Annotated in this window: 24 protein-coding genes and 2 tRNA genes; 15 read left to right on the top strand and 11 right to left on the bottom strand. The window is 61.7% G+C overall.

The genetic code is table 11. The features are described from left to right. Positions 1-615 precede the first annotated feature (615 nt). The 5 genes from DC522_RS21690 to DC522_RS21670 all read right to left on the bottom strand — a co-directional run bounded on the left by DC522_RS21690 (position 616) and on the right by DC522_RS21670 (position 8,276). On the bottom strand, positions 616-1,839 hold the full coding sequence (locus tag DC522_RS21690) for a Wadjet anti-phage system protein JetD domain-containing protein (RefSeq protein WP_116530708.1): 1,224 nt from the start codon (positions 1,837-1,839) through the stop codon (positions 616-618). A gap of 3 nt (positions 1,840-1,842) precedes the next feature. Next, positions 1,843-5,304: an SbcC/MukB-like Walker B domain-containing protein gene (locus DC522_RS21685; protein ID WP_245444409.1), complete on the bottom strand. Its 3,462-nt coding sequence runs from the start codon at positions 5,302-5,304 to the stop codon at positions 1,843-1,845. Continuing rightward, positions 5,304-5,993 carry a DUF4194 domain-containing protein gene (locus tag DC522_RS21680; RefSeq protein WP_116530706.1) on the bottom strand — a complete coding sequence of 230 codons (690 nt, stop codon included), beginning with the start codon at positions 5,991-5,993 and terminating at the stop codon, positions 5,304-5,306. The genes DC522_RS21685 and DC522_RS21680 overlap by 1 nt, the downstream gene beginning before the upstream one ends. 1 nt (position 5,994) lies before the next feature. Then, a complete protein-coding gene (locus tag DC522_RS21675) occupies positions 5,995-7,575 on the bottom strand; it encodes a Wadjet anti-phage system protein JetA family protein (protein WP_245444407.1) in 1,581 nt (526 codons plus the stop codon). A 611-nt stretch (positions 7,576-8,186) separates the two neighbouring features. After that, positions 8,187-8,276 (bottom strand) — tRNA-Ser (locus DC522_RS21670). A 276-nt stretch (positions 8,277-8,552) separates the two neighbouring features. Between DC522_RS21670 and rplU the strand changes: the two genes are divergently transcribed. The 5 genes from rplU (at position 8,553) to proB (ending at position 12,329) form a co-directional block, all read left to right on the top strand. Beyond that, on the top strand, positions 8,553-8,945 hold the full coding sequence (rplU, locus tag DC522_RS21665; protein WP_116530710.1) for a 50S ribosomal protein L21: 393 nt from the start codon (positions 8,553-8,555) through the stop codon (positions 8,943-8,945). A gap of 36 nt (positions 8,946-8,981) precedes the next feature. Beyond that, complete coding sequence (rpmA, locus tag DC522_RS21660) at positions 8,982-9,248, top strand: 50S ribosomal protein L27 (protein WP_047191304.1); 267 nt, start codon at positions 8,982-8,984, stop codon at positions 9,246-9,248. Positions 9,249-9,425: 177 nt separating this feature from the next. Beyond that, positions 9,426-10,076 carry a GNAT family N-acetyltransferase gene (locus DC522_RS21655; RefSeq protein WP_116530705.1) on the top strand — a complete coding sequence of 217 codons (651 nt, stop codon included), beginning with the start codon at positions 9,426-9,428 and terminating at the stop codon, positions 10,074-10,076. 103 nt (positions 10,077-10,179) lie between these two features. Next, the gene (gene obgE / locus DC522_RS21650) at positions 10,180-11,217 is read left to right on the top strand and encodes a GTPase ObgE (protein ID WP_116530704.1); all 1,038 of its coding nucleotides are present in this window, start codon (positions 10,180-10,182) and stop codon (positions 11,215-11,217) included. Next, entirely contained in the window at positions 11,214-12,329 is a 1,116-nt protein-coding gene (gene proB / locus DC522_RS21645) for a glutamate 5-kinase (protein WP_116530709.1), read from the top strand. The genes obgE and proB overlap by 4 nt, the downstream gene beginning before the upstream one ends. Here proB and DC522_RS21640 read toward each other — a convergent pair. Continuing rightward, positions 12,299-13,171, bottom strand: a complete 873-nt coding sequence (locus DC522_RS21640; RefSeq protein ID WP_116530703.1) for a DUF72 domain-containing protein — start codon at positions 13,169-13,171, stop codon at positions 12,299-12,301. The two genes, proB and DC522_RS21640, sit on opposite strands and share 31 nt — an antisense overlap. 94 nt (positions 13,172-13,265) lie before the next feature. Between DC522_RS21640 and DC522_RS21635 the strand changes: the two genes are divergently transcribed. The 7 genes from DC522_RS21635 (at position 13,266) to DC522_RS21605 (ending at position 19,702) form a co-directional block, all read left to right on the top strand. Then, positions 13,266-14,507 carry a glutamate-5-semialdehyde dehydrogenase gene (locus DC522_RS21635; protein ID WP_245444415.1) on the top strand — a complete coding sequence of 414 codons (1,242 nt, stop codon included), beginning with the start codon at positions 13,266-13,268 and terminating at the stop codon, positions 14,505-14,507. Beyond that, a complete protein-coding gene (locus DC522_RS21630; RefSeq protein ID WP_116530701.1) occupies positions 14,504-15,160 on the top strand; it encodes a nicotinate-nucleotide adenylyltransferase in 657 nt (218 codons plus the stop codon). Before DC522_RS21635 ends, DC522_RS21630 begins: the two co-directional genes overlap by 4 nt. A 153-nt stretch (positions 15,161-15,313) precedes the next feature. Next, a complete protein-coding gene (gene rsfS, locus DC522_RS21625) occupies positions 15,314-15,643 on the top strand; it encodes a ribosome silencing factor (RefSeq protein ID WP_244470453.1) in 330 nt (109 codons plus the stop codon). 15 nt (positions 15,644-15,658) lie between these two features. Further along, a complete protein-coding gene (gene rlmH, locus DC522_RS21620; RefSeq protein ID WP_116530699.1) occupies positions 15,659-16,153 on the top strand; it encodes a 23S rRNA (pseudouridine(1915)-N(3))-methyltransferase RlmH in 495 nt (164 codons plus the stop codon). 3 nt (positions 16,154-16,156) lie between these two features. Beyond that, on the top strand, positions 16,157-17,515 hold the full coding sequence (locus DC522_RS21615) for a murein hydrolase activator EnvC (protein ID WP_116530698.1): 1,359 nt from the start codon (positions 16,157-16,159) through the stop codon (positions 17,513-17,515). Continuing rightward, complete coding sequence (locus tag DC522_RS21610; RefSeq protein WP_116530697.1) at positions 17,515-18,828, top strand: S41 family peptidase; 1,314 nt, start codon at positions 17,515-17,517, stop codon at positions 18,826-18,828. Before DC522_RS21615 ends, DC522_RS21610 begins: the two co-directional genes overlap by 1 nt. Positions 18,829-19,162: 334 nt before the next feature. Next, positions 19,163-19,702: an RNA pyrophosphohydrolase gene (locus DC522_RS21605; RefSeq protein WP_116530696.1), complete on the top strand. Its 540-nt coding sequence runs from the start codon at positions 19,163-19,165 to the stop codon at positions 19,700-19,702. 549 nt (positions 19,703-20,251) lie between these two features. On the opposite strand, the gene DC522_RS21600 is transcribed toward DC522_RS21605, so the two are convergent. After that, positions 20,252-20,443: a hypothetical protein gene (locus DC522_RS21600; protein WP_116530695.1), complete on the bottom strand. Its 192-nt coding sequence runs from the start codon at positions 20,441-20,443 to the stop codon at positions 20,252-20,254. 713 nt (positions 20,444-21,156) lie between these two features. On the opposite strand from DC522_RS21600, the gene DC522_RS21595 reads away from it, so the two are divergent. Further along, positions 21,157-21,420 (top strand): hypothetical protein, encoded by a 264-nt coding sequence (locus DC522_RS21595; RefSeq protein WP_116530694.1) that lies wholly within the window; start codon positions 21,157-21,159, stop codon positions 21,418-21,420. A gap of 126 nt (positions 21,421-21,546) precedes the next feature. Here the strand turns inward: DC522_RS21595 and DC522_RS21590 are convergent, their stop codons facing one another. The 4 genes from DC522_RS21590 to DC522_RS21580 all read right to left on the bottom strand — a co-directional run bounded on the left by DC522_RS21590 (position 21,547) and on the right by DC522_RS21580 (position 23,895). Next, on the bottom strand, positions 21,547-22,389 hold the full coding sequence (locus DC522_RS21590) for a DUF1194 domain-containing protein (protein ID WP_116530693.1): 843 nt from the start codon (positions 22,387-22,389) through the stop codon (positions 21,547-21,549). Positions 22,390-22,440: 51 nt separating this feature from the next. Then, on the bottom strand, positions 22,441-22,881 hold the full coding sequence (locus DC522_RS21585) for a cytochrome c (RefSeq protein ID WP_116530692.1): 441 nt from the start codon (positions 22,879-22,881) through the stop codon (positions 22,441-22,443). Between the two features lie 274 nt (positions 22,882-23,155). Further along, positions 23,156-23,659, bottom strand: coding sequence for a hypothetical protein (locus tag DC522_RS34340; protein WP_133239336.1), 504 nt, complete (start codon positions 23,657-23,659; stop codon positions 23,156-23,158). Positions 23,660-23,810: 151 nt separating this feature from the next. Further along, a tRNA-Leu gene (locus DC522_RS21580) sits at positions 23,811-23,895 on the bottom strand. 152 nt (positions 23,896-24,047) lie between these two features. On the opposite strand from DC522_RS21580, the gene DC522_RS21575 reads away from it, so the two are divergent. Beyond that, a complete protein-coding gene (locus DC522_RS21575) occupies positions 24,048-24,629 on the top strand; it encodes a YqaA family protein (protein ID WP_116530691.1) in 582 nt (193 codons plus the stop codon). A gap of 12 nt (positions 24,630-24,641) precedes the next feature. After that, positions 24,642-25,145 carry a disulfide bond formation protein B gene (locus DC522_RS21570; RefSeq protein ID WP_116530690.1) on the top strand — a complete coding sequence of 168 codons (504 nt, stop codon included), beginning with the start codon at positions 24,642-24,644 and terminating at the stop codon, positions 25,143-25,145. Positions 25,146-25,149: the final 4 nt, after the last annotated feature.

The following is a 25,149-nucleotide window of genomic DNA, read 5'->3' as shown; positions in this document are numbered from 1 at the left end:
CCAAAATGGCGTGCCGCCGCCCGGCAGGAGTGGCCGGCTTCCACAACCGCCACCACGCGCACCCGCAGATCGAGAGAATAGCTCTGGGTCATGATCCACCTCCCGTCCGAGAAAGTGAATCACAGCTCCGTCCCGCGCAGAAGCCCAGGAATCTAATTTTTAGTCCGATGCTCTAGCACGGCCCTTCGGGTCGCCTGAACGATGCTCTCATTGTAGGAGAAAGCATCGGATGGGTCCCAAAAGTGCAAGTCCACTTTTCACGTCCGAGGCTGTAAATCTTTGAAAACGCCGGATTATTACGTAGCCGCTTTCGCCGCTTCCAACTTATCCCTTATTCAAAGCCTTCGGGAGAAGGGAGGGCAGGGTTAGGCTCGCTTAAATCTCAAGAACCAAAAAGTATTCTGACGAGACCGTTCACACTGCAACGTACCGACCGGCGACCATCTACGCTGGGGCGAGGCGTGCGCTGAAACGCAAGGAGCATACCCGTTAAAAGCGAGCATTAATAGATACACCAAAAATCTATTCCTATATCTAGGAACGTGTCGCGCCCGCGATACCCGCTTCGTTCGTGACAGGTAGGGGCCCCAACGCAGCAGAACGCCTTGCGATGAATCAGAGCAAAGCCACGTCCTCAGAAGTGTCCGACTTAGCAACGGAATTCCGATGGTCTTCAGAATTAGGAAGCATTGGATCGACCTCTTCCTGTTCCATCACCTTGGCGTCCGGCCCGGCTAGATAGTCCACCAGATCGGAGATCATCGATCCTGCAGCCTCACCGACGCGCAACTGCGAGGCGCGGGATGGCTCTTCGCCATAGGCCTCAGCAAGTTCTCGGCACATGAGGTGGGGCCGAAGTGGCCGACCGGTGGCACGCTCGATAGTTCTGAAGATCCAGGTTCCGTCGGGATCGATATCGGACCAGTGGAGAAACGGGACCTCGCCGGGAAGTGCCGCTGCGACGGCATTGAGTGCGCGCTGGGTCGCGAGGGAGGGATAGCCCCCGACATAGATGGTCAGCCCTGTCCGGTCATGGTCGGCCTCAAGAACGTGTCGGTTGAAGCTCGCGAAGTTCTCGATCGTGAGGACATAGGATGGTGTTTGCTTGAACCCGACCCGCCCGATTTCTCCCGGTGGCACACCGAGATATGGCAACGACAGCGGGATTGGGATGCCATTGAGGGTGAGCGCACCGGCAAGGAGTAGCGGTGGGCCGAACCGTTCTAGCCCCAGGGTGGCCAGCGCGGCCCTCGGGCTCGCCGCCGCGGGAAGGTCGATGGCCGCCCCGACGAGCCTAAGGACTGCGGCTTCCAACCTCTCGAGCGCCTTGCTGTTCCCGGTCGTCTTGCGCGAGAAGGTCCGGTAGTCGAGCCCGAGATGGCGTCCGTCCACGATCGCCTGCGCGAGCACGACGGCCGTCCGCACCGCCTGCACGTCATCAGGCCCGAGATTGCACCAGGTCCGCTTGCGAGACCACGCATCCGGCGCTGCGAGAGCCGCGTCGCGGACCGCCGGATGAACATCGAGGTCTTTGAGCATTTCCGACCGTGCGCGGTCCGCCATCTCGTGGGACGGTTCGCGTCCAAGGTGCGCATACAGGGCATCTGCATCGGTCAGCCTGACCAGCTTGAGCTCGTCACGCCTCCGCCCAGTCCCATAGACAAGGGCCACACAGCCCGCACGCTCGGCAGCGGCAATGGCCTTCATGAACGCGTCGGCTGCGATCACGGTCGGGAACGCCGTATGGTCCGGATAGGCGAACGGGGCCTCGGTTCCGCCCTCCCGTCGGTCGAGCAGGTCGTGGAGCAGTGCCGCTGCGTCGGTGAACTTGCGGGCCACGGCCTATTCCGCCGCTATCAGGCCGGCGATCTGCTCGTCGGTCAGGTGCTCGGGATTCATGGCGAGGATCTCCTCGCGGGCCCGTCGGCCGACATGGATGACGTCCGTGGTCGACTGCTCCCCGATGCGGTCCACCTCCACGAGGGTTTCCATGTAGCCCATGATCGCGGCCTTCTTCTCGAGCGGGGCCGCAACAACCACCTGGAGCCCGAGATCCTCGTAGAAGGCCATCATTGCGCGCTGGTTCTTGCCGTCCATCTTCGAGAAGGCCTCGTCGAACAGCGCCGGCGACATCCCCTTCGGGCGTCCCCTAGCGTTCCCTCCGCTACCGTAGACGGCGGCGAGGGACGCCCCAATGGCCACATAGAGGGGAACCTGCTGCTCCGCACCCGAGCCTGTGCCCCGGCGCGTCTCCCAGCGGGTCCGGGCTTTTGTGTGGATGTCTTCCATGTGGATCTCGAAGGCGTAGAAGTTCCGGTAATCCTCGAAGGACGAGAAGTCCTTGTCTGGATCCTCCAGCAACTGTTCGACCGCCTTGATCGTATCCTTGTGCGGAAAGTCGTCGGGTACGTCGGCCCTGAACAGCATGTCCAGGGCATCGTCCGAGATTCGGCTGATCTCGATGACCTTCAGGACTGGGTGGAACTCGGCTTCGGCAGTCCGATGGAACGAGTATCGCTCGTTGTGGAAGGGGTGGTCACGAAGGCTCCGATTCAGCGCCTCGAGATCCCTTTCCATCTTCGACACGCGCATGTTCAGGGCATTCACGAATTCGCCGCGGAACAGGGTCGAGGCCCGCTCGGCTGCCTCGCGGGCTCTATCCTCGTAGCGGCGGAGCTCGTTGCCCTCAATGTCTTCAATGAGGAGGTCCATCCAGGGCTTCACCTCCTTGAGCAACGAACTCTCGGGGCCGACTTGGCCGCTTACGCCGAACTCGTTGAAGTAATCGCGCAGGGCTCCCCGGGCCGCTAGTTCGGCCCTATGATTTAGATCCCGCACCCGTTCGGATGCCTCGGCGGCTTCGTACGCCACCTTTCGGTGAACGGATGCCGCCTGCCGGGCGTACTCGGCGGGCGGAAGGACGGCATGTGCATTCCGCTTCCGCGCCGCTACCATCCGTTCGCGGTATGCGGCCGCGCCTTGGCAATAGGCAAACAGCTTGCGCTCTTCCCCGTAGAGCTTCTGAGCGAGCTTCAGGTTCATCTCGGATCCGTCGGTGGATTCCGCAGCCTTCAGGGTTCGCTCGCCGCTCAGGATCGCAACCTCGTATTCCCTGGTGCGGTCCTGGATGGCCTCCAACTGTGCCTTCTTGCGCCTCAGGAAGTCCTGCTGCACCTTAAGGCGCTCCCTCAGCCCACCATCGCCTTGGGCATCGATGGCATCGATCCTCTCGACGACGCCGATCCTTTCCTGCGTCCAACCATAAATCCTGACGAGCATGTCCGAGAGCCAAGTCCCATCTTCGTGCTGCGTTACGTCCGCTAAGGCACCCATGGCACGATCGAGGACCTTCTCTTCCTGCCGGAGTTTCGACAGCCTCTCCGCCTTTTCGGTGAAAGCATCTTGCATGTGGCGGAACCGATCCGCCTGCGCCGCCTTCCCGATTTTGTGGTCTCTCGCTTCGATGACTCGGTGGCTGCGGACGAGTCCGTCGTCGTAGAGGCCGTCCTGCATGAGGGCGCGGCCCGGTAGATTGAACTCGTCGAGCGTCCTGGCGAGGCGCACATTGCCGTAGCGCCGCTGGAGGAACGCCATGGCATCTGGGTCCTGCGTCCTGAACAGTGACGGGAACGTGCCAGGCTTGGGGACCTCGCGGAACTCCTCGAGCTTGTTCAGGCTGACCAGGGAGGCGCCCCGGTATTCGCGGCGACCCTCCCGGAAGACCGCCGTGGCATCCCTGATATGACGGCGCTCGACGAAGATCGCCTCACGATCGCGCCCGAGCAGGGCCTCGGCGGCCGCCACCCATTCGGGATCGATGATCTCGACAAGATCGCAGAGGGGTCGCGCATCCATTCCTGAGCTCTCGAGCCTGCGCATCAGGAGCCTAGTCTCGTTACCGAGATAGGCGGCCGAACCCCGTTCGCGGGCCTGCTCAAGCGCCTGTCGTAGCTCGGTGACTTCCTTATCCAGCGTGACGATCTCCGCGGAGATTTGCCGGCGGAGCGCCTCGATCCTTCCCAGAATGGCCGGAGCGACCTCCCGGACGGCGCGTTCGGCCTCGCGGAGCTTGCGCTGATCAGAATTCGGGACCGCTGCGGCTGCCGCATCGCAAAACGCCCCCAAGATATCCCCCTCGGGGACGACCCGAGTGAGTGGCACTAGGGCGGTCGCTAACTGAAGACGCCTGCGGATGTCCGCATGCGCCATCGCGCTCTGATCGTCGATGTGCTTCAGGTTCTGCTCCCACTGATCCCGGCCCGATTTCGCAGCATGCATCGCGATGGCGCTCATCAAGCGCTGGATCTCCTGGTCGGCCTCCCGGATGCCCTCAAGAGCAAGATCCTTATCCTCCCGCTCGGCCTCGATGTGCCACCTCGCCGCCGCGATCTCCTCGCGGACGGCCCGGTTGGCGGCGCGCGCCGCGAGCCACCGCGCCCTCCGCGCTAGCCAATCCTCGAGGGCCCTCCGGTCGAGGGTCTCCGCAAAGGTCGTGATGTGCTCCCGCAGCCCTTTCAGCGCTTCAAGCTTCCGGCGCATCGTGACGATGGTCGCGCTCACCCCACGGTAGGTCTCGATTGAGCTGCGCAGCTCGCCGATCCGGATCGGGTTGTCCTCGAGGATGAAACGGCGGACGAACTCAGTCGCCGAGTACCCCTGGTTCAGCGACATGGCGTTCACAACCGCCTTCAGCAGTGCGGCCGCACTCTGCTCCGCGTTCGGGAGGCTGGGCACGAGCCGCCGCATGTACTCCCGGACGAAGTCGGTCGCCTTCTCGCGGTGGTTGATGAAGTTGGCGGCACCGACGTCGGCGACGATGCGGGCCTTCACATCGTCCCATGCCGCCGTGTAACGGCCATCCGGCCGTTGCTCCGTGAAGTCGGTCGTGGTCAGGAGCTTCCCAGTCACGACGAAGCGTCCGAGCACCGTCTCCGAGGTGTCCGTGCTGCGGGCCTCCAGGGCCAGGCCGATCGTGATTGGCGGCCTAATCCCGTCCGGGTCCTCGAAGCCGAGCGCAACGTAGGTCAGGGCCTCCTGACGGCGGGTCTCGCCGTCGCCCAGGGTGCCGAGGCAGTAGCCGAGCACCGAGCGCTTCGAGGAGGAGCGCCCCCTGCCACTCTCACCCGCGACGGCGTTCAGGCGCAAGTAGGTGCGGCTCGCCCCGGAGAGTACGACCTGCACCATGTCGAGGATAGTCGACTTGCCCGAGCGGTTCTCGCCGAGGATCCCGAAGTTGCCCCAGACCTCAATGTCCTCCGCATCGAAGAGGTGCCAGTTCACCATCGTGAGACGTCGCAGCTCCATCACGCATCCTCCTCGTGGCCGGTATCCGTATCAGAGGAAAGGGCGGCCATCAGGGCGGCGCCCGATGGCCTGCGCACCAACGCCTCCTCGGCCTTTACGTAGCTCTCGAGGCGGTTCAGGGCGTCGGAGCCGCTCACGAGCTTGATCATCGGCCGGATCTCGACCTCACGGTCCTGGGCGTCGCGATCGAGATCCCCGATCGCGATTAGTTTCCGGGCCTCGGCCTCCCGCAACAGGTCGAGGAACCGCGCGGCCGGGATCGCAGGCTTGCCCGCCGCTTGAACCAAATCCCGATAACGTTCGTGCAGGACGTTGACCGTGGTGAGCGCCGTCGCCCGGTCGAGAAGATTGCCGAGGTCGGCTTCCTCCTGCCAGTGGCTGCCGAGGACCAGCACTACAATGGTCTCGTCCAGCTTCAGCCTCGGCACTGACGAGGGATCGTCGTCATCGAGGAGAATACCGACCCATTGCTCCTCGGCATTGCGGTGGACCCGGTATCCAAGGCTGTCAAACAGCTCGTCGGCAACGCGGCGGAAGCGGGCGTCGGTGAGCGTGTTGTAGACTGTGGCCGCGCCGCGGTCCCCGGAATACGCGAACTGGTTTCGCAGGAGATAGCGGCAGGCCTTGCGGAGATCGGTCGCCTTCTCGGCACCGAAGGTTGCCTCGACCTGCTCGAACTCACTCAGCATCTCAGTCCCTCTTACTCTGGCGGTCGCCGCGATGGCGGACCACGAAGTTGCTGCACCGGAGCCACTCGCTGTCGTGTGGCTCGGAACCAGGCAGGTACTCGAACTCGAATTCGCAGGAGAGGAGGGGAGGGACCTCCTTCGTCAGCGCGTAACGCCGTGCGGCATCAAAGGCCAGGAAGTCGTCGACGGTTTGGATCTCGATGAACCGGGCCTCGGTCGTGTGGTAGGGCAGCGTGACCCGCTCGAGAAAGCACTTCACGCGCTCCGGGGACGGCGAGACGCGCTCGAGGTAGTCGGCCCGCATGCGCTTGCGGAATTCATAGATGGGATCGTGGGGGCGCTTCGCGAGCGGCTTGGCCTCAATCGGCTGCCGGGCTTGGCGCTGCGGCGCGAGCTGTCGTTCCGACCAAGGCGTGGCGACGGGTTCGATCGTGACGGGCACGGTAGCGCGCGCGTAGCGGTCGGGACTAGCAAGCAGCAGCGACTCCATGCGGGTAACGAGGTCGCGTGCGCGGGAGGCGAAACCGCGCTCGCCCTGCTCCGCATACTTGACAGTGTTCCTCAACCTCGACTCGAGAGCGCGGCGGAACTGCGCGATACGCTCGAACATGTCGCCGACGGTCTCGAACGTACCCTCGATCGAGAGAAGATCGCTCACCGCTTCGTCCCGGGCGGCCTGCAGGTTGGACGAGACCCCGATCTCCACGTAGCCGTCCACGACGATGGCAAGCACGTCCTCGGTGTAGGCTATTCGGCGCGCTGTCGAGACGATCTGATCTCGGAAACGATAGGGATGGTTGAAGGTGAGGATTGCCTGGAAGTCCTTTAGGATCAACTCGCCTATGAATTCCTCGAAGTAGGTGTCCATCTTCTGACGCAAGTCCTGCGACTCCATCAGCGACTTCCGGATGCGCTTCAGGTCGGAGAGGATTGCGCGCAGAGTCTTCACGAACTGGTCGGCCTGCACCCTCGCCTCGCGAAGCGCATGGACGGCCGTCGATCTCTCCCTCTCAGAATTCCTCATCGCGGACAGCCTCTCCACGAGTTCGAGGCTGGTCTTGATGTGGACGACCAAGCCGCCGAACCGCTGCGAGACGTCGGACTTGAGGCTCGAGAGCCGCTGCACGACGAGCAACGCGCCCATCGGCATGTCGACCGTGACCTTGAGGCCGTACTCTTCCTCCTCAAGCCAGCCTGTTCGGACCAGCCCCTGGTAGACTTGGTTGGCCGCCCTGAGGACCCGGTCGCCCGTCTCGCCGCCGTTCCCGGCAAACCTCAGTCTGCGGCGGCCCTTCGAGACAACCTCGGGAAGGCCCTCGCCGGGATCCTCGCCGTCGAGAAGCAGCTCGGGCCGGCGCGCGACGAGGTCGTAGATGGCGTGCGTGACCTCCTGCGGGGTAGGGAAGACTGCACCGGACGAGAAGAAGCGCTCGTGCACCTCAAGCAGCGCCGCCTCGTAGAGGTAGCGGTGCTTGCGCGAGAAGATCAGGAACGCGTCGTCGCTGAGATAGCGGAAGAGCGACATGGGTTCTGTTGGCCGGGTGATGAGGCCTGCGGGTGAAAGCTCCTGCTCGTCCGGCATTCTTTCTGTTGACCCGCTCCGGCATACACTTCGCCGTGGCGCGGGAGGCGCAATCCGATGTCGGCGATATGTGCGGCTACCCGGGTCATATTGGAACAAATAGGAAACAAGGCCAAGCTTGTCAACTCGAGATCCACTACCCCTTTCGAGATCGGGCGGTGTCCCCAGGCGACACGGCTGAGGGCGGGATGCCACACGGGCAAGAGATCTAGAAAGAGGTGTGAACTTCGCAGGGAAGCCAAGCATCCAGACGATGTTCCCGGCTGAGATGGCGGTGAGCCAGACCCAATAACTGTTTACCTCGCCGCGCCGACCAGTCACGGCGAGCCTTTGTGCGGAGCGAGAGAAGCCGGAGACGAACCCAGAACGTCGCTTTTGGTACAAGACCGAAGTACGTTGAGCGTCCTTAATGCGGAGATAAGCAGAGTTTTTTCGCACCTCGGCGAATTTAGACCGTAGGGCGAACAAAACAGTCCATTGTCAGGCCGCCCACGTACGCGGTGTGAATCAACCCTCAGGAATGAATAGCCTCAAACCAAATTAGGGAAGGAGGGTTGTAGGGAGGGTAGGGGCTAAATGGGACAGACAAGTTACTGCCCGAACTAGGGATTTGGCGGAGAGGGGGAGATTCGAACTCCCGATACGGTTGCCCGTATGCCGCATTTCGAGTGCGGTGCATTCAACCACTCTGCCACCTCTCCGGGGTGCGAAGGCCTCGGGGCCCGCTGGTTGAGGCCGGGTGGATATCATGGGCTTGATGGCTCTTCAAGCACCTTGAAGGATGTTTTTGCGGCCTTTTTGGTTGACAAAGCTCGGGGCAACCCGTAGGTAAGCGTCCTCTATGAGCGGGTACGAGTGCCTGCTCGTATCCATGCGGCTGTGCCAAGCGGCCGTGAAACGAAGCCGGAAACTGCCAAAAAGCCAATCCTGCGGGCCGAAAGCCTCGTTGAGATTTGGGTTTGAACACGAGGATCAAGATGTTCGCAGTGATCAAGACCGGCGGCAAGCAGTATCGCGTTGCCGCCAACGACGTCATCACCGTCGCCACGCTCGCGGGCGAGCCGGGCACCGCCGTCACGTTCGACCAGGTTCTCATGGTCACCAACGACGGCACGACCCAGGTGGGCGCCCCCCTCGTCGAGGGCGTGACCGTGGCCGGCGAGGTGGTGGAGCACACCCGCGGCGAGAAGGTCATCTCCTTCAAGAAGCGCCGTCGGCAGAATTCGCGCCGCAAGCGCGGGCATCGCCAGGACTACACCGTGGTGCGGATCACCGAGATCCTCTCCGGTGGCGCGAAGCCCAAGAAGGCGGCCGCTAAGAAGACCACCAAGGCTGCGGCGGAAGACGCTGCGCCGGCCACCGCTGAATAAGCGTCGGCAACTGACACAGAACACGGGAGTAAACCTATGGCTCACAAAAAAGCAGGCGGTTCGTCTCGCAACGGTCGCGACTCCGAAGGCCGTCGTCTCGGCGTCAAGAAGTTCGGCGATCAACAGGTTGTCGCCGGCAACATCATCATTCGTCAGCGCGGCACGAAATGGCATGCGGGCGCCAACGTTGGCATGGGCAAAGATCACACGCTCTTTGCTACGGCTGACGGTCGCGTCCGATTCCTTACGCGTCAGGGCCGAGCATTCGTATCGGTCATTCCGGCCCAAGAGGCCGCAGAGTAAACGGCGAGAGCAAAACGAAGGAGCTCCCGCCGGCATCACACCGACCCGGCGGATCTAAAGCTCCAAACAGGCCCAAAAAGCCAAGCTCAGATCCGAGAACCAACAGGGGAGGTGGGATGTCCACCTCCCCTTCGTGTTTTCCGGGCCAAGGAGGCCCATTCGGATCGGAGCAAGAGCATGTTTCCCGACCTCACCCGTGACGATGTTTTCCGTCTCGAGACCCGCCGCCTGTGGCTGCGTTGGCCTCGCCTTGCGGATGCACAAGCCGTCGTACGCCTTGCCGGTGAGAAAGCTGTCGCGGACATGACGGCCCGAATTCCGCATCCGTACCACCCGGAACAGGCCGAAAGGTTCATCTTCCAGGCCCGGCGGTCCAATGCGAACGGCGAGGGCCTGCAGCTGGCGATCACCCCCAAGGGCAAGCCCAACAGCCTCATCGGCATGGTGGGCGTCGGCCCTGACCCCGAGACGGGCAAGCCCAACCTCGGCTATTGGCTCGGTATGCCCTCATGGGGCCAGGGCTATGCCACGGAAGCGGCCCGCGCGTTGATCGATGCTTTCTTCGCCTTTGGCGAGGGGGACCAGATCACGGCCTGCGCCCGGGTGATCAACCCGGCCTCCCGGCGCGTGCTGGAGAAGTGCGGCTTCGCCTATCAGGGCGCGGGGCTCACGGAGCTGCCCGCCCGGTGCGGCCTCTATCCGGTCGACCATTTCCGCCTCGACCGGCGGACCTGGGAGAGCCTGAAGGCCTGGGGCCATACGGGTTTCATCCCCGAGCCTGCCTCGGTCGAGGTCGAGATGGACCGCTCCATCTCGCTCGCGAGCTAAGCAGGGGCCATAAAATCCTGAGGCGCTCCCGGAAACCATTCGGGAGCGCTTCTCTTTTGTACGCGTTGCCCGCGACCATGTTGTCCCCTAAAGGATACGGGTTATGAAATTTCTCGACCAAGCCAAGATCTATATTCGCTCCGGCAATGGCGGCGCCGGCGCCGTGTCGTTCCGCCGTGAAAAGTTCATCGAGTTCGGCGGGCCGGACGGCGGCGATGGCGGCCGCGGCGGCGACGTATGGGCCAAATGCGTGGAGGGGCTGAACACCCTCATCGACTATCGCTATCAGCAGCATTTCAAAGCCAAGACCGGTGGTCACGGCATGGGCAAGAACCGCGCCGGCGCCAAGGGCGCCGATGTGGTGCTGAAAGTCCCGGCCGGCACGGAGATCCTGGAGGAGGATGGCGAGACGGTCATCGCCGACATGACCCATGTGGGCCAGAAGGTGCTGCTCGCCAAAGGCGGCAATGGCGGTTTCGGCAATGCCTATTTCACCACCTCCACCAATCGCGCGCCGCGCCGGGCCAATCCGGGACAGGAGGGCATCGAGCGCACGATCATCCTGCGCCTGAAGCTGATCGCGGATGCGGGCCTGGTGGGGTTGCCGAATGCAGGAAAGTCGACATTCCTCGCCACCGTCTCCTCGGCAAAGCCCAAGATCGCGGATTACCCATTTACGACGCTCCATCCGGGTCTCGGCGTCGTGCGCATCCATGGTCGCGAGTTCGTGCTGGCCGACATTCCGGGGCTCATCGAAGGCGCGTCGGAAGGCGTCGGCCTCGGCGATCGCTTCCTGAGCCACGTGGAGCGTTGCCGCGTGCTGCTGCATCTCGTCGAAGGGACGAGCGAGGATGCGGGCGAGGCCTACAAGACCGTGCGCCACGAGATCGAGGCCTATGGCCATGGGCTTGCCGACAAGCCTGAGATCGTGGCTCTCTCGAAGGCCGATGCGCTCGATGAAGAGACGCTGAAGGAGCAGCTCAAGAAGCTGAAGAAGGCCTGCAAGCGCACGCCTCTCGTGGTCTCCTCCGCATCGGGTCAGGGCGTGCAGGAGGTTCTGCAATCTCTGCTTGACGTAATCGACGAGGCGAAGGCCGAGGAGCAGGAAACCGTCGAGACCCAGGAAGAGTGGCATCCGTGAGTCCGCAACTCAGCCAGTTTCGCCGCGTCGTTCTGAAAGTCGGCTCCGCGCTTCTCGTCGATCGCGCACGCGGGCGTTTGAACCATGCGTGGCTTGCGGCACTTGCCGAGGACATTACCGATCTCCATGCGAAGGGTGCTGATGTTCTCGTCGTCTCCTCTGGCGCCATCGCCATGGGGCGTACGGTTCTGGGTCTCCCGTCCGGCCCCTTGAAACTGGAGGAGAGCCAGGCGGCTGCCGCCGTCGGTCAGATCGCGCTCGCGCGTACCTGGTCGGAGGTGCTCGCCCATCATGGCATCACGGCGGGCCAGATTCTGGTGACGCCCTCCGATACGGAGGAGCGGCGGCGCTATCTCAACGCGCGTGCAACCACGCTGAAGCTGCTCGACATGCGCGCCGTGCCTGTGATCAACGAGAACGACACGGTGGCGACCTCCGAAATCCGCTACGGCGACAATGATCGTCTGGCCGCGCGCGTCGCCACCATGATCGGTGCGGATCTCCTGGTGCTGTTCTCCGATATCGACGGGCTCTACACCGCGCCGCCTGCGTCCGATCCAAACGCTCAGCATATTCCGGTGGTCGAGCGCATCACGCCTGCCATCGAGGCGATGGCGGGAGGCGCTGCTTCCGAACTCTCGCGCGGCGGCATGCGCACGAAGATCGAAGCCGGCAAGATCGCGACCTCCGGCGGGACGCACATGATCATCGCCGATGGCCGCGCAAAGAATCCACTGAAGCGCGTGGCTGAGGGCGGACGCTGCACGTGGTTCCTCACGCCATCGAATCCAGTGACCGCGCGCAAGACCTGGATCGCCGGGGCGCTCGAGCCGCGCGGCACGCTGGTTGTCGATGAGGGCGCTGCGCGTGCCCTCAAGGGCGGTGCGAGTCTCCTGCCTGTCGGCGTGCGTCGCATCGAAGGGACGTTTCATCGCGGCGATGCGGTAACGATCCGCGACGAGAATCGCGTTCTCGGGTGTGGCCTTGTGGCTTACGATGCGGATGAAGCCGCGCGCATCATCGGTCGTCCGAGCCGTGAGATCGAGACGATCCTCGGCTATGTCGGACGCACCGAGATGGTTCACCGGGACGACATGGCGCTGAGCGACTGATCATCCCTCAGGGCTTTGAGCAAAGTTTGAGCGTCGCCGGGCGCGGCGCTTTTGATGTCATTGTCGAAATAGACGTAAACATCACGCCCGTTCTGCCGCCACTCTGCGATCTGGTGGGCCCAGTTCTGCAGCGTCGCTTCGCTGTAGCTTCCGGAATAGCGTCCATTGGTGCCGTGACCTCGCACATAGACGAAATCGGCTGTGACCACCCATGGCGCGGGCGCATCGGCGTGATCGGACAGGCAGAGCGCTGCGTTGTGGTCGCGCAAGATGCGAAAAGTCGTTTCCTCGTACCAGCTCGGATGGCGGAACTCGAAAGCGATGCGCCGATTGGATGGCACGAGCGACAGGCATTGCGCCACCCGCTCACGCGTCTCGTCATTGGCCTTGAGCATCGGCGGAAGCTGGAACAGGACGGGCCCGAAGGTGTCGCCCAGGCCCTCCATCCGGCCGAACACGAGATCGATGCTCTCCTCAATGTCCTTGAGCTTTTTCATATGCGTGATGAAGCGTGAGGCTTTCCAGGCGAAGAGAAAACCGTCGGGCACGCTCTCCCGCCATGCTTTGACGGCCGGTTCGGTCGGCAGCCGGTAGAAGGAATTGTTGATCTCCGCCGTATCGAATTGCCCGACGTAGTAGGACAGGAAATCCTTGATCTTTAAGTCTTTCGGGTAGAAAGGTCCGTGCCAGGATCGATAATGCCAGCCTGAGGTTCCCACCCGGATCTCGGGGTGTGGCGCATCGGGCCGTATGGAATAGCTTGGCCCCGGGGCGGTCCGGCGTGCTATGGATCGCGGATGGTAGGTTTCCCTCTGAAGATCAGAGGGTTGGGACTTGGACATGGATGACACTCAAGCCTCGAGCGCAAATTCGCTCGCTGAACACCTCAACGCGTCAGGTGCGGCTTCGGTTGGGAATCCGGACGTTCCGACTCTCATGGCCGATCTGGGCCGCCGCGCCCGTGAAGCCGCCCGGCGCGTCGCTCTGGCTTCGGACGAGCAGAAGAACACCGGCTTGTGCGCCATGGCTGCCAGCATCAGGGGGCGCGCATCAGCCATTCTTGCGGCGAATGCCGAGGATCTCGCCGAAGCAAAAGCCAAAGGGCAGACCTCTGCCTTCATCGACCGCCTCACCTTGAATCCTGAACGCTTGGAAGCCATCGCCGCTGCGGTGGAAAGCGTTGCCGCTTTACCTGATCCGGTTGGACGCGTGCTCGCGAAGTTCGAGCGTCCCAATGGATTGCAGATCGAGCGCGTGGCGACACCGCTGGGCGTGATCGGCGTGATCTTCGAGAGCCGCCCGAATGTCACGGCGGATGCGGGTGCGCTTTGTCTGAAAGCCGGCAATGCCGCAATCCTGCGTACGGGCTCTGAGAGCTTCCGTTCCGCGCTGGCCATTGCCGAGGCGATGAGCGAGGGCTTGGAGAAGGCAGGCTTGCCTGCCGATGCCATTTGCCTGGTGCCGACGCGAGATCGTGCGGCAGTGGGCGCGATGCTCTCGGGTCTCAATGGCAATATCGATGTCATCGTGCCTCGAGGCGGCAAAAGCCTCGTGGGGCGCGTGCAGGAAGAGGCGCGCGTGCCTGTCTTCGCGCATCTTGAAGGCATCTGCCATGTATTCGTGCACGAGAAGGCCGATCTCGAGATGGCCAAGAAGATCGTGCTGAATGCCAAGATGCGCCGCACCGGCGTATGCGGTTCAGCGGAGACGCTGCTCGTGGACCGCGCCTGCGCTCCAACGCATCTCAAGCCGCTCGTGTCGATGCTGCTCGATTCAGATTGCGCCGTGCGGGGTGATGATACCACGCAAACCATCGATCCACGCGTGACGGCTGCGACGGAAGAGGATTGGCGCACCGAATACCTCGATGCAATCATCTCCGTGCGCGTCGTTGACGGTGTGGATGAAGCCATCGCACATGTCGAGACCTACGGCTCGCATCACACCGATTCCATCGTGACGGATGATCCGGCAGCTGCGGAGCGCTTCCTGGCGGAGGTGGATTCCGCCATCGTGCTCCACAATGCCTCAACGCAGTTCGCCGATGGCGGCGAGTTCGGATTCGGCGCCGAGATCGGCATCGCCACGGGCCGCATGCATGCGCGCGGTCCCGTGGGCGTGGAGCAGCTGACCTCGTTCAAATATCGTATCCGCGGTTCGGGTCAGACGCGTCCGTGAGTTCTCCCCCCTCCCGTTTCCGAATCAGGCCGTCGGGTCTTGCTCGCCTGCCGCTGGCTGCACCCGGCATGCGCATCGGGCTTTATGGCGGCTCCTTCAATCCCGCCCATGCGGGGCACCGGCATGTGAGCCTGATGGCGCTCAAGCGCCTGCAGCTCGATCGCCTCTGGTGGATCGTGACGCCCGGCAATCCTTTGAAGGATACGGGAGAGCTTGCCTCCACCGCCATGCGCGTGAGGCAGGCAAAGGAGATGGCTGACGATCCGCGCATCGATGTGACGGCTTTCGAGGGGGAGATCGGCGCGCGCTACACCATCGATACGCTTAGCTATCTCAAGCGGCGTTTCCCGGGTGTGCATTTCGTGTGGGTCATGGGGGCCGACAATCTCGCGGGATTCCATCGCTGGCGCGGCTGGCGGCGCATCGCCCGTATGATGCCGATGGCCATCATCGACCGCCCCGGCTGGACCCTGAAGGCGACGCGCTCCCGTACTGCCGTTGCCCTCTCGGCAGGCCGAATCGACGAGGGCAGGGCACCGGCTCTGGCAGGCCTCGAGCCGCCCGCCTGGGTCTTCCTGCACGGGCCGCGCTCGCACCTTTCCTCCACCATGCTCCGGAGGGTGGGGCGAACTTCTCCTTCCGGGGGACGTTGAAAAATGGGGGCGTTCGATCTTATCTTAAGGGTCGGCGCCATCCTATGAGCGCTGCTTAGAAAGGGCTTGAACCTGAACCGACTGAACTCTGTCGAAGCGGACACGAACACGCTTCCCCCTCTCTCCGGAGCGACTGCTCCGCAGGATGAGGATATCCGGGCCGTCGCCCTGGCTTCCATCGAGGACATGAAGGCCGAAAACACGGTCGAGATCGACCTGGCCGGTAAGACCTCGCTTGCAGACACCATGATCGTCACATCGGGCCGTTCCCACCGTCACGTGGGCGCGATTGCCGACCGTCTGGTCAAGGACCTCAAGGACAAGGGGTTCGGCACTCCGCGCGTGGAAGGCCTGCCTGCCTGCGATTGGGTGCTGATCGACGCTGGCGACATTCTCGTTCACATTTTCCGTCCCGAGGTGCGTGGCTTCTACAACCTCGAGAAGATGTGGGGCGCCGATCGTCCTCAGGATCGCGCGAGCTAGAGAAGGCCTGCACCGTTGCGACTGAGCTTGCTGGCCGTGGGCCGTCTCAAGAGCGGCCCCGAACGGGAGCTGGTCGAGCGATACAGGCAGAGGGTCGAAGGCATGGGCCGGGCCTTGGGTCTGGCCGGGCTCGACATTGTCGAGCTGCCGGAGAGCCGAGCGCGCCGGGATGACGACCGCCGCGCGGAAGAGGCGGCTGCGCTTCTGGAAAAGGCCGGATCCTCCGTGCTGATCGTCTTCGACGAGCGCGGCAAGAGCCCCTCCAGCGAAGCTTTCGCCGAGCGAATCAGGCAATGGCGCGACGAGGGCCGCTCTGGTGTGGCCTGCGTCATCGGCGGGCCTGACGGGCTCGATCCCAAGATCCGCCAGCGGGCTGAACTGGTGGTTTCCTTCGGTGCGCTCACTATGCCGCACCAGATCGTCCGGGCGCTCGTGGCCGAGCAGCTTTATAGGGCGCTGACAATCATTGCCGGGCACCCTTATCATCGCGCCGGTCACGATGATTCCTGACGAATGATCCGTTCCCGAACCGTTCTCCCCCGCAGGGCCTTGGGTCTTGCCACATTATTGCTGGCTGTGTCCGCCCTGGGTCCCGTGCAGGCCCAGCAGGCGCCTGCGCCTGCGGCCGGGACGTCCCTGGTTGCGCCGGAAACGTTGGAGGAGAAGCAGAAGCGCCAGAACGACCTCAAGGTTCTGGAGGATGCGATGGCTGCGAACGCCGAGGCCCAAAAGCGCCTCCAGGCGGAAATCAACGAGATCAGGACGGACCGGGCGAAGCTCAATGCCACGTTGATCGAGACCGCCGGTCGGGTCCGGGACACGGAGGACCGCATTCGTGGCCTGGAGCAGCGGCTTCAGACCCTTACCGCATCGGAAACGGCGATCCGCCGCTCGCTGGAGAGCCGCCGGGGCGTGATCGTCGAGGTTCTGGCCTCCCTCCAGCGCATGGGACGCCGCCCGCCGCCCGCCGTCCTGGTGCGGCCGGAGGACATGCTCGAGGCGGTGCGGGCTTCCATCATGCTCGGGGCGGTGCTCCCGGAACTTCGGGTCGAGGCCGAGATTCTGGCCTCCGATCTTGCCGAGCTGGTGCGTCTGAAGGAGGCTATCGCCACAGACCGGTCCACCCTCAACACCGAACTCGGCGCTCTCAACGGCGAGCAGCAGCGCCTGACGGCTCTCATGGCCGCCCGCCAAAGCCGCATGGTTGAGGTGGAGCGCAGCATGGGGGCCGAGCGGGACAAGGCGGCGGAACTCGCCCGCCAAGCCGGCACTCTCAAAGAGTTGATCGACCGGATGGAGACGGAGATCGCAGGTGCCCAGAGGGCCGCCGAGGAGGCGCGCAAGGCCGCGGAGGCGCAGGAGCGCGAGGCCAAGGAGCGTTTCGCCCAGGCAGCCTTCCGCGATCCGGCGAGGCTTGCGCCGAAAATTCCGTTCTCCGAGGCCAAGGGCCTGCTGCCCAAGCCGGTCAGCGGTGAAATTGCGCTGGATTTCGGCGCGGCAGACGGCTACGGCGGAACGACGCGCGGCATTTCGATCACGACCCGTCCGAAGGCGGCTGTTGTATCACCGGCGGACGGCTGGGTGGCCTTCGCGGGGCCCTTCCGATCCTACGGTCGTCTCTTGATCATCAATGCGGGCGGGGGATATTATGTTCTTCTGGCCGGTATGGACCAAATCAACGTCGATGTCGGGCAATTCGTGCTCGCAGGTGAGCCAGTCGCAACCATGGGGGATGCTCCTCTCATGAGTTTGACCGGCGGTGCCATAGAAAAGAACAATCCCGTCCTCTATGTTGAGTTCAGGAAAGACGGCGGTTCGATCGACCCAGGTCCCTGGTGGGCGAAATCGCAAAGCGAAAAGGTTCGCGGATAATGCGCAAACTCTCCCTATTGATTCTCGGTGTGGCTATCGGCGCAGGCAGCGCGACCATGGTGTCGCAGACGAGCCTGATGTCCTCGGGTGCGGTTGCCGCCTCGGCCGATACGTACCGACAGCTGAGCCTTTTCGGAGACGTCTTCGAAAAGGTCCGCACGGATTATGTTGAAAAGCCTGAAGAAGCGAAGCTCATCGAGTCGGCCATCAACGGCATGCTGACCTCGCTCGATCCGCATTCGAGCTTCATGGATTCCAAGAGCTTCCGCGATATGCAGGTTCAGACCCGCGGTGAGTTCGGCGGTCTCGGCATCGAGGTCACCATGGAAGAAGGCCTCGTGAAGGTGGTGACGCCGATCGACGATACGCCTGCTTCCCGCGCCGGCGTTCTGGCGAATGACGTCATCACGCATATCGACAACGAGCCCGTTCAGGGTCTCAACCTGAATCAGGCTGTCGACAAGATGCGTGGCCCGGTCAATTCCTCGGTCACGCTGAAGATCCAGCGCAAGGAAGCCAAGGATCCGATCGAAGTGAAGCTCACCCGTGAGACCATCAAGGTTCGCCCGGTGCGTGCTCGCGTCGAGGGCGATATCGGTGTTCTGCGCGTCACGCAGTTCAACGAGCAGACTTATGAGGGCCTGCGCTCGGGCATCGAGAAGCTCACCCAGGATATCGGCGCCGACAAGGTGGCGGGCTTCGTCATCGACCTGCGCAACAATCCGGGTGGTCTGCTCGATCAGGCCATCATGGTGTCAGATGCCTTCCTCGATCGCGGCGAGATCGTCTCGACCCGCAGCCGCAATGCCGAGGACACGCAGCGCTTCAGCGCCAAGGCAGGCGATCTGGCAAAGGGCAAGCCTCTCGTCGTGCTCGTGAACGGCGGCTCGGCTTCCGCGTCCGAGATCGTGGCCGGTGCTCTCCAGGACCACAAGCGCGCGACGGTGCTCGGTACCCGCTCCTTCGGCAAGGGCTCGGTACAGACCATCATCCCACTCGGCGGCAACGGCGCCGTTCGCCTGACGACGGCGCGCTACTACACGCCGTCCGGCCGCTCGATCCAGGCCAAGGGCATCGATCCGGATGTCGAGGTGCTGCAGGATGTGCCTGAGGAGCTGAAGGGCAAGGACGAGACCAAGGGCGAAGCCGGTCTTCGCGGTCACCTCCAGAATGGTGGCGAGAAGGAAGAGCGCGGCGGTTCCTCCGCTTACGTTCCGCCGGATCCGGCCAAGGACAAGCAGCTGCTCGCTGCCTACGACCTGCTCCACGGTGTCCGCAAGGGTGCTGCCAACACCACGACGACCCCGAACTAAAGTTTGAAGGCTCTGCTGTTCTTCTCAGCAGCGTGACGGAAAAAAGAAGCCTGGCGGTCGATCACCGCCAGGCTTTTTCATTGAGCCTTTGACAACCGCGCGTAACGGCTTGTGCCGGCTCTTATGACGCGGCACTCCCCAGCGCATCGCGCGGAAAGTTGGACCCGGTTTTCGCGCGATGCGCTCGTTAAAAGAAAGCATCGGATAGATCCCGAAAGTGGGCTCCACTTTTAGGTCCGATGCTATAGCCTTGACCTTTGGAACCATCGACAAAAGCCGGCGATATTCCAGATGATCGGCAAACGTGGGGGCGAGGCAAGGGAGTGAGTGTCTGATGAGAAACGCCAAAAGCCCGCAGAGCAGGAAGGAATTGCCCTATCGCTCCTGCGTCGGCGTCATGCTGCTGAACAAGCAGGGCCAGGTTTTCATCGGACGCCGTCACTCCGATTCTGGCGATCATGTTGCCAATGGCTATGCGTGGCAGATGCCTCAAGGCGGGATCGATCCCGGCGAGGATCCTTATCGGGCAGCCCTGCGCGAGTTGTACGAAGAAACCAGCGTGCGCTCCGTCAGCCTCTTGGCGGAAGCGCCTGAATGGTACTCCTACGATCTGCCCTCCATAGTGGCAGGTCGCGCTTGGCGTGGCCGCTATCGGGGACAGATCCAGAAATGGTTCGCTTTTCGGTTCGAAGGCAACGACAGCGAGATCAACATCACTCAGCCCGGCGGTGGTCATCACAAGCCGGAATTCGACGAGTGGCGCTGGGAAGACATGCATCGTCTGCCGGAACTGATCATTCCCTTCAAGCGTGGTGTTTACGAGAGCGTGGTTGCAGCGTTCAGCCATCTGGCGGCGCAGGAAACGAAAGCCTGAGCATGGGTTGAGTTTGCAAAGATTCCCAGCCCCTTTGCAGGAACAGAGCCTGCGTGAAGCCGTTATTCCGACGCTTTTCCAGAACTGTCGAGCTCAGTCTTGCCGAAGCCGTCTTTCAATCCCGATCCGCGCAATCCTTTGATCAATGATTTCCGGATCTTTCTTGATCCCGGATTCCTCGTTGCATTGTTTCTCGGCTTGTTGCTGCTCGCTTGCGTGGGCGGCGTTATTCTTTACGCGAACATCAAATACGGAATCTCACCGTTCTAAGCATCGGGCCCAAGAGTGGAATGCACCTTTTGGGTCCGATGCTTTCTTTCAATGAGCGCATCGTTGTCAGTCATTCGGATCCTGCAAGGATTCCCTGAATGCCGCAATGAATCGTCCGCGATCAGGTGGTGATCGTGGAGCCCAAGACCCACCGGATTGTGACGGTACCGAGCGTCGCGGCTGACGTCTTTCGAAAGGGTTGATACAGCAGCGCCCGTGGCGGGATGTCGTCACGGGCGTTCTTCTATGGCAGCGAGAATTTTTGCTTATCTCGAAAAATCAGGCTGCGTACGGGAACTCGTGCTTGTGCACCTTCCGGGCTTCCGGTTCTTGCCGGGGCAGCATCGCAATGGCTGCGCGGGCATAACGGCGGAATTCCTCCTTCAGGATTTCGGGCTCGGCTTCCCAAATCAAGGCATCGTCCTCGGCTTCATAGAGGGCGCGAGCGACATATTCGACTTCTTGGTTCATGGTAATGCCCCTTGTAACAAGGTGATTGATTCTTGCGGCATCCCTGCAGCCTGCTTCTTGGTCTTGATGCTAGCAGGAGTCAGGGGCTTGGCCGTTCGACGGGGATCATTTGCGCCAAAGGTTCCCGATTTGGCAAAGGTGCAAAAGGGGTAGCTCAACAGTTCTAGGCCGTTCGCTCGGGGCACTCTCAGTCTCAGAACGAATTGGGTTTTTCGGATAGGAGCCCGCCGCTGATTCCGGTGGGCTCAAAAGCAGACGTGCTTCGAGCCAGAGATGATGATCGGGGCCTCACCTCAGAGAATGAGGTCCGGATTCTCGCCGAAGGCGAGTTAACAGGGCTATCCTCGTTGCCCTCTATACCGTCAGCCGGCGTAGTGCCAGCTAAACCAGGCGGCCCGGTAATGATCTGGTCAGGGCTCAGCTCCTCATCCTCAATCTGGACGCTGCTATTGAGGTCGAGCCTGAGCACGCCGCCATGGGATATGAAATGCCACGCTTTGTACCGCGGTCCGGTTGAACTCGCCTCAGCGTCGCAATGCCTTGTGCTGCCTCGGCGAAGGCTCGCACAGCATGCGGAACGCATGCGGGTCCTGCATGTTTGTTTCATGAGGCTTCCAAACAGGGGAGCCGGGTATGCAACGAACTTCGAGAATGACGCGAACATTTGGATAGAAGGCGGTTCGTGGCCTCCTGTCCGGCTCGGAGGTTCTCCCATGGCGAAGAAATCTCAGGACACGAAACCGCAAGAGGGCGCGGCATCGGAAAAAAACGCTACCGCGGTCGATTATGTACGCACGAAGCAGGAACTCGATGCGGCTGAGGCAAAGCGACGGGCGGAAGCGGACATCGCCGCGGCGCATCGAGCAGGAGCCGGTCCTTCGTCACCTGCGAAGAGTCATCCGAAAGTGCACAGGAACGAAGAGGAAGGACCGATAGAGGATACGTCCGGTGAACCTGTCGTCGAGGACGAGCCGTAGCGTCTTGCGGCCAGAGGGTCGGGTTAGAGAACGCTAACATCGCCTCTTCGCGGGTATTTGGAACGAGGCTGCAAGACGCATCACGAATGCGGCCCCGCTACTCATGAGCGCAAGCGTAACGCTCACCTACAATTCCTGTCCGATGCCGGTTACGGGTGGGTGAGGCTCAGGGGCCAGCTCATCCCAGAGACTGTCACTGGTGTCGCAGTCGGTTCGCGGTTGTTCCCGTACAGGCTGAACCGGCGAGTTGGGCATCTCCATACCTGCGATCTCGCGAACAATCTTGTTCCTGGTCTCGGTTAGTAGCCGCTTGCGTTCGCGGACCGGGATTATGAAAGCGCCTGAGCCTCCAATCACGCAGTCGCGATAATATGCGTCTATCGCCGCATTTTCCCGCCGATCAGGGGTCTTGAGCAGGATGGGGAGGCCATTGATGGTGACACCTCGCGCAATGGCATCGTCGCGAGCCTCCGTCACGAGGCGTCCCTGGTTATTCGAGCCATCCCCCGAGATGTCGATCACCTGCCGTGCGGCCCGAAAGTGACCGGATGAAAGCAGGGCCATGCTGAAGTCGATGGCCTGTGAGATCGAGGTGCCTGCCGCACGGTTAATAGGGGTGTGGGCGAGCCGGTCGGCGAAGGAGATGCTGTCCTTGGGATCGTCCAGGACGACCCACGGCACGACAACCCTCTGGAAGTGCGGATGAGCTCCCGCCCATTCCACGTAGGTCACCGCGATGCGCCCGAGCATGCCGGTGCGAATTGCCTGATGGATCAAGGGGGAGCGGAACGCTTCGACATAGCCCTGCCTCTGGAGGACCTGCTCGTCCGAGTCCATGGAGGGGGAAACATCGACGGCTAGGACAAGAGCGAGATCAACCTCGGTCGGAGCGCGGTGCCAAGCAGGGGTAAGGGTCAGAAGTCCCGTGACGAGAACGGGGAGCGGCCACAACATATTGGGATGTCGCATGGCGCCCCTCCCGGCGAAAGCACTCTGTCTCTTCAGCCCCCAGCTGCCTAATCAGGTTTCCTTCTTGCGATAGGTCTCATGACAGCCGCCACAGTTCTGGCCGACCCTCTGGATCGCACCCTGCAGGCTGGTCTGATCCGTGATGGCGGTCTGAGCCGCCTTGGCATCCTGTTCGAGCTTGGTCGCACGGGCGTCGAAGTCGGCTTTTCGCTCCCAGATGACCGGGAGGGCATCGGTCTTGCCCTGCTGCGAGTTCGCCGGGAACAGCATCGGGATCTGCTGAGCGTTCTGCTCAATCCTTTGGAGAGCGGCCCGGGCTTGCGTCGCGTTAAACGGAACCTGTCCTCGGGACATCCCGCTTAACAGGCGCACCTGCTCCTGATTGCTTTTCATCAACTCTTGGCGCTGCCGGATCGGATCGCCCTGCTGGGCCCAAACTCCGAACCCGCTCACCATCGACACAGTGATTGCGGCAATGACTGCTGGTCGCATGACGGCCCTCCCTTCTGTCAGAAAGGATGTCGCTTCACCAGCGGCGGGGCCATATGAAACTTAGGGTTAGAGCAGGTTATTCGGCTCAGGTGCCGTGTCCTATGTCTTCCTGTCGATCTCCACAAAGCATACGTTATACGACAACATTGCCATATGCCGACATAGGAGGCCAAATATAAAGAGGCCCGACAAGAGAGGCCAAATTCAGCAATAACATTAGAATAGTGTGCTCAAGCGGAATGACCTCGAACCGGATTCGAGCAATTACAATTGTTCAGCCCGCATATCTTTTCTGAAAATAATCTGTAGCTAAGCTGGTGGTCAGTTTCTCAACAGCAGGCGCAGTTAAGTGAGATTGGATTAATTTAATTATTGCGGGTGAGCTTGTGATATCGAACTCGCCCCACTTCCCAGGATAATTCTTATCATCATCTTCATCTAATATTTCAAATCTGAGTAAAAAATCGCAGGATGCTGGATAATAAGCGCTATTAACATAAGTATCGCCGTTTCGCTCGGCATATAAAATTTCTTCGGAAGATATTATTCTTTCAAGCTCTTCCCATGTTGTAGGAGAACTGGAAGTCACATAGCCATCATGTTCATGCCAATCATCAAAATAGTTCATAGCCTGATTAGAATATATTTTCTTAAGGATGCCTACAATTTCAGATAACGCTTCTTGTAATTGCTTTATAGGTAATAGGTCGTCCGCATGAAGCGTCAGCTCAAAAGGCTTTTTGCCTGTTCTCCATAGTGCTTCAAGGGTTGTGTCCATGTTGTTCTAGAGCCGTTTATGCTATTGTGCTTATCTAATTTCAGGCATCAAGGCTTGAATTGGGTGTAGTGCATGCACTGAAATCTAGAGCCAGCGCCAACCCTTTATCCGACGCGGACTTGAACTATTTTTAAAATAGCCAATTTCGATATGGTGCCCCTGGCCGGGATCGAACCAGCACTCCTTGCGGAACTCGATTTTGAGTCGAGCGCGTCTACCAATTCCGCCACAGGGGCAAGGACCTGCGAAGTACCACGAGGGATGAAGCCCGGTCAATCAGTGAGATGTGAAGCCACGCCGCAAGGCTTGCCTCTCGCTATTCCGGCCGGCTTGTGCTCAAAGAGGCCTTAGCGCGCAGCCCTGTTGCCCATGAAATTGCTGGGATCCCATGCTCAGACGCCTCTACGACTGGACCCTTTCCCTCGCGGCCCGGCCTTCGGCCCCCTACGCGCTGGCGGCCGTATCCTTTGCGGAAAGCTCGTTCTTTCCCGTTCCGCCGGACGTGATGCTCGTGCCCATGATGCTGGCGCGGCCCGACCGCGCCTGGTTCTATGCGCTGATCTGCACGATCACCTCGGTCCTGGGCGGCATCCTGGGCTACGTGATCGGTCTGGCTCTCTACGATTCCATCGGAGCCTGGCTTTTCCAGCTCTATGGCCTCACGGAGGGCGCGGAGACGTTCCGCCACGCCTATGCCACCTACGGCCACTGGGTGATCCTGCTGAAGGGCCTCACGCCCATTCCCTACAAGCTCGTGACGATCACGTCCGGCTTTGCGGGCTACCACCTTGGCTGGTTCATCCTGCTCTCGGTCCTGACCCGCGGCGCGCGCTTCTATATGATTGCCCTGCTGATGAGCAAGTTCGGGCCGCGCATCAAGTCGATCATCGACAACAACTTCAATGTGGTGGCGACTCTGGCCATCGTTGCCCTCATCGGCGGCTTCGTGGCCTTCCGCTATCTGTTCTAAAGGGGTTCGGCGATGAGCCTTCTTCGCCTTAACATGCGCCAAGCCGCTCTCGCGATCGTCCTCGGCGCTGCGGCCACCATCGGCGGCGCGCTCGTATTCGAGCACGTCTTCGGTTACGTGCCCTGCAAGCTGTGCCTCATTCAGCGCAATCCCTATTACATCGCCATGCCACTGGGGCTCGTGGCGGCCTTTCTGGCGCCGCGCTGGACGCGCCTGGGCCTGTGGCTCGTCGCTCTCGTCTTCCTCGTGAGCGCGGGGCTTGGCGCCTATCATTCGGGCGTCGAGTGGGGCTTCTTCGCAGGGCCCAGCGATTGCGGCGGCGGGGCCGGGGCAGGCGCGGGCAATGTGAGTGATTTCCTCAATCAGCTGCAGAACACGCGCGTGGTGAGCTGCACCGAGGCCGCATGGCGGTTTCTCGGGCTGTCACTGGCCGGATGGAACGTGCTGATCTCGCTTGGCTTGGCGGCTTTCGCGGCCAAGGCCGCGGCGGATAAGGGAATTGCGATCGGGCGGTGAGAGC

This window comes from Microvirga sp. KLBC 81, from assembly GCF_003075415.1.
Lineage (GTDB): Bacteria > Pseudomonadota > Alphaproteobacteria > Rhizobiales > Beijerinckiaceae > Microvirga.
The sequence above is the reverse complement of the archived record's forward strand: the minus strand, read 5'-3'. Positions and strand labels throughout refer to the sequence as shown.